Raw genomic sequence first — 3,917 nt, forward strand, 5'->3', positions numbered from 1 at the left:
ATTAAGGCCCGCGCAGCTCTTGCCAATGCGCTCTTCTAAATGAACACCTCAACTGGCCTTTCTCATCAGAGTGAAAAGAAGCTACTTCACGCGCTCTTCTTTTCACTCTGATGAGAAAGGCCAGTTGAGGTGTTCATTTAGAAGAGCGCATTGGCAAGAGCTGCGCGGGCCTTAATAACTCGAGGGTCTGCTGAATCAACGAGAGCAAAGAGCTCCAATAAACGATCTTTAACGCGCTTTTGTTCATCTCCTGATAACACTGAGATAAGCCGCAATAATCTCTTGAACCCTTGTTCAAGATCGCCCTGCATTACTTCAATATCAGCACATTGCATCTGAATCTGAACATCATCAGGATGTTCAATGGCGCTCTGCATGATTGCTGCAGCATCCACGCCATCCGTGCGGATAAGAAGTTGAACTTGAGCCAATCCGACTTTGCCGTATTGATCGTTGGGTTTCCGTGCTAACAACGCTTTATAGGCAACTTCTGCTGCTGCAAAATCTCCACGATCGATTGCAGCAAGTGCTTCATCTTCCTCAGGCTCTGCTTGTTCGACAGGCGCTTCACCAATACCTTGTTGCGCGGCAAGAGTCAGAATCTTGTTGATTACTTCGCGAAGTTGAGTCTCATTAAGGGCTTGCTCAACAAATGGGATTGGCTGTTCTGCAATAAAGACGAGCCCATACGGCACTGTGCGAGTCTGAAGCGCCTGAGCAACTTGTGGCTGCTCATCAATATTGACGCGAGCAAGTACCCAGCTTCCTTGATCGGCGAGTGCCAACTTTCCAAGCACTTTCAACATCTCAATTGATTCTGCTGATCGTGGTGACCAGCAGAGAACGACGACTGATTTCTGTGCAGACATCGGCAGAAATTCTGAAGTGAGATTTGCTGCATTGATTTCAAGTCCTGGCATTGGTCCAGAAGAATCTACCGGTGGCTTACCTAAACCGCTGAGATCGTAGGCACGTCCAAAATTTGGGGGCATGGTCATTGCGCATCTTCTTTCACAACATCGACACCAGAGTCGCGACGGAACGGGAGAATTTCATTGACATAGGACTGTGCGGCAAATTCAAGACCTACATCATGCCCTGCCTTTTCGCTGAGGTACCAGCGGTGTTCCAGCGCTTCATGGAAGAACTGAGCAACTTCAATACGTCCCTGAAGGTCTTGCGGAATGAGGGCGACAGTTGGATTAAATACCTCTTCGAGCCAACGTCGTGCAGAGTCATGCACGGGTGGCTTGGGAGATTTCTCGCGACCGCGGAAGCGGTCAAATGATGCCAGCAGACGCTTTGCCTGAAGCTCTTCCGTCTCAAGTCCCATCAATTCGCGCAGGCGATTCTTGTGATAACCCGCAGCAACTAGCTTGGGTTGGAAGTACAACTTTCCTGAATCTTCGTTGCCATCTTCAAGCTGCACTGAAACCTCTTCAACCGCGAAGCCAAGGTCATGCAATTGACGCATCGCACGTTCGACAGCGTGGCGATCTTTAGGATCAAGTACCTGGCGTTCTTTCAGCGCTGCCCATAGTCGGTGATAGCGCTTAATCAATGCGTTACTTGCGCGGATTGGATCCATGCCTGCGTAGAGAACTCCTGAGAGCGCGAGATCTTCAAGCTCTGCGGCAACATTAAAGTGTGCGATTTCGAGATCGTGCTCGCGTTGACCGTCTGAAAGTGAACGCTGAAACTCTCCTGTTTCGGCATCGACAAGATATGCAGCGAAACCTTCTGCATCGCGGCGGAATAAAGTATTAGAGAGCGAGCAGTCGCCCCACCAGAAGCCAAGGAGGTGGAGGCGTACGAGAAGAAGTGCCAATGCATTAGCCATCAAAGTGACATCCTCAGCGGTGACATCTCTACCGCTGAGCAGAACTCGATAAGGAAGTGAGTACGGCAAGAAACGTGTCACAAGCGCACAAGGGAGTTCTTCTCCATCGTTATCTGTTCTGCCTTCCACCACAGCAACCGACTGCACACTGGGTGCATCAAGTTGCTTAAGTTCACGCAGAATTTTGTATTCGCGATTAGCAAATTCTGAGACAGTCTCTTTAACTGCATACACCTCTGAATCTGGGTCATTAGTGGATCGCACCAACCGCACGATGTGCCTCGAGATACCGCGCTTTTCAGTCAGGTGAGGATCTTCAGGCCACAGTTCGAGGCTCTGGTTCCATGGCAGGCCAGAGACAGCTGCGATTTCTTCGCCGACTCCAGTAATCCTCAACGCCATGGCGACATTCTCTCAGACTTCATTCGTACATCCCTTGCCTTTACAATTAACTATGACTATTTCAGAGCGAATCGGGAGCCGAATTCCAAAGAAATCATCGAAAAAAGAGGCACCAGTCACACCCCACTATGGCGATGCTGGCGCACCAATCGATCGAGGTCACCCCTTCTACTTCGGCTTTGTGGCAACCATGGGCGCGCTCTCGGCCTTTGTCCTCTTGCGTGCACTGGCAAGTGCCAGCCAAGTTTTTGTCTTAATTCTCATCGCTCTATTCCTTGCAACCGGTCTTAACCCTGCCGTTGAGGCAATTCGCCGTCGCGGTGCTTCGCGCACAACTGCAGTAGCGATCATCTTTATCTCTGTTTTGAGCTTAGTCGGAATCTTCCTTGCACTCGTCGTGCCGCCTCTGGTTCGTCAAACTACACACCTCATTGAAATTGCACCGTCACTTCTGCAGGATCTCAAGAACAATCCAACAATCGCAGACCTCAATAGCCACTATGCATTTATTGATACTCTGCAGAAAAAGCTCGCCAGTATTTCATCTGATGGAACGCTCATCATCACTGCATTCGGTGGTGTGATTGGTGTTGGAAAGACAGTTCTCTCTGGAACATTCACAGGGCTGACTATTTTGGTTTTGACTCTCTACTTCATCACATCACTGCCTGAAGCAACTGCGATTGGCCTCAAGCTTGTACCTGCAAGCCGTCGCCCGCGAGTCTCACTACTTGTAGACGCAGTCATTGCTCGCGTAGGCGCGTTTGTCGGAAGTCAGATTTTGATCTCTTTTTTCGCATCAATTTTCGTCACAATCTTGTCGCTCATCCTTGGCTTACCTTCTCCTATCGCAATTGGAATCATCGTCTTTGTCTGCGGACTTGTGCCGCTGATTGGACACTTTTTAGGGTGTGGAATTGTCACTCTTATTGCAGCAACACAATCTGTGGCGATAGGAGTGATCGCCTTCATCTCATACGTGGTCTATGTACAGATTGAAAATTACGTTGTAACTCCGAAAATTATGAAGCGCACTTTGGCACTTCCTGGCGCTGTCACCATCATCGCAGCCCTCATCGGAACATCTTTACTGGGACTCGTCGGCGGTCTATTGGCAGTACCAGTAGCAGCCTCAGTCATTCTCATTCTTGAAGAAGTTGTCTTTCCTCGCGCAGAGCAGAATTAAATCTCAAGCTCTGTAGGAAGCGGCAGCCTTGAGGGCGCGATAATACGAGTAATTTCGCTGAGTACTCGGTGAACATAAGGCTCTCCAACCCAGAGATGTTTTGCTCCATCGACGGCAATAAGTTCTAGCTGAGGAATAACAGCAAATCTCTTCCGAGCTTCATCTGGCTTGAGGTAATCATCATGTTCGGGAATAAGTGCTGTGATAGGACGACCATCATGCGCCCAGAATTGAAGATCGCTTTCTTCTACCTTCATCAGCGGTGGACTTAAGAGTATTAATCCTTTGATGCGTGGATCGCGTGCATGACAGAGAGCGAGTTCTGTACCAAACGACCAACCTACGATCCAGAGCTCTGCAACTTTAAGAACATCGAAGCAGTAATTAATAGCTGCTTGCACATCATATTTTTCAGCTTTGCCCCCGTCATAAGTACCTGTGCTCGAACCAGCTTCGCTTGAGGGTCCGCGAGTATTGAATCGAACAATC

The 3,917-nt window shown here is 49.1% G+C and carries 4 protein-coding genes; 1 reads left to right on the forward strand and 3 read right to left on the reverse strand.

Annotation, left to right across the window (positions count from 1 at the left end; translation table 11 throughout):
• Nucleotides 1-137: 137 nt before the first annotated feature.
• On the reverse strand, nt 138-998 hold the full coding sequence (locus tag ACKOVI_RS03445; RefSeq protein ID WP_509602633.1) for a tetratricopeptide repeat protein: 861 nt from the start codon (nt 996-998) through the stop codon (nt 138-140).
• Entirely contained in the window at nt 995-2,242 is a 1,248-nt protein-coding gene (locus ACKOVI_RS03450) for a DUF4032 domain-containing protein (protein WP_509602634.1), read from the reverse strand. The genes ACKOVI_RS03445 and ACKOVI_RS03450 overlap by 4 nt, the downstream gene beginning before the upstream one ends.
• Between ACKOVI_RS03450 and ACKOVI_RS03455 the strand changes: the two genes are divergently transcribed.
• Nucleotides 2,241-3,428 carry an AI-2E family transporter gene (locus ACKOVI_RS03455; RefSeq protein ID WP_509602635.1) on the forward strand — a complete coding sequence of 396 codons (1,188 nt, stop codon included), beginning with the start codon at nt 2,241-2,243 and terminating at the stop codon, nt 3,426-3,428. The genes ACKOVI_RS03450 and ACKOVI_RS03455 overlap by 2 nt on opposite strands.
• On the opposite strand, the gene ACKOVI_RS03460 is transcribed toward ACKOVI_RS03455, so the two are convergent.
• Nucleotides 3,425-3,917 (reverse strand): alpha/beta hydrolase (locus ACKOVI_RS03460; RefSeq protein ID WP_509602636.1); only part of this gene is annotated, 493 nt, incomplete at its 5' end. The genes ACKOVI_RS03455 and ACKOVI_RS03460 overlap by 4 nt on opposite strands.

The organism is Candidatus Planktophila sp. (genome assembly GCF_046070465.1).
Classification (GTDB): Bacteria; Actinomycetota; Actinomycetes; order Nanopelagicales; family Nanopelagicaceae; genus Planktophila.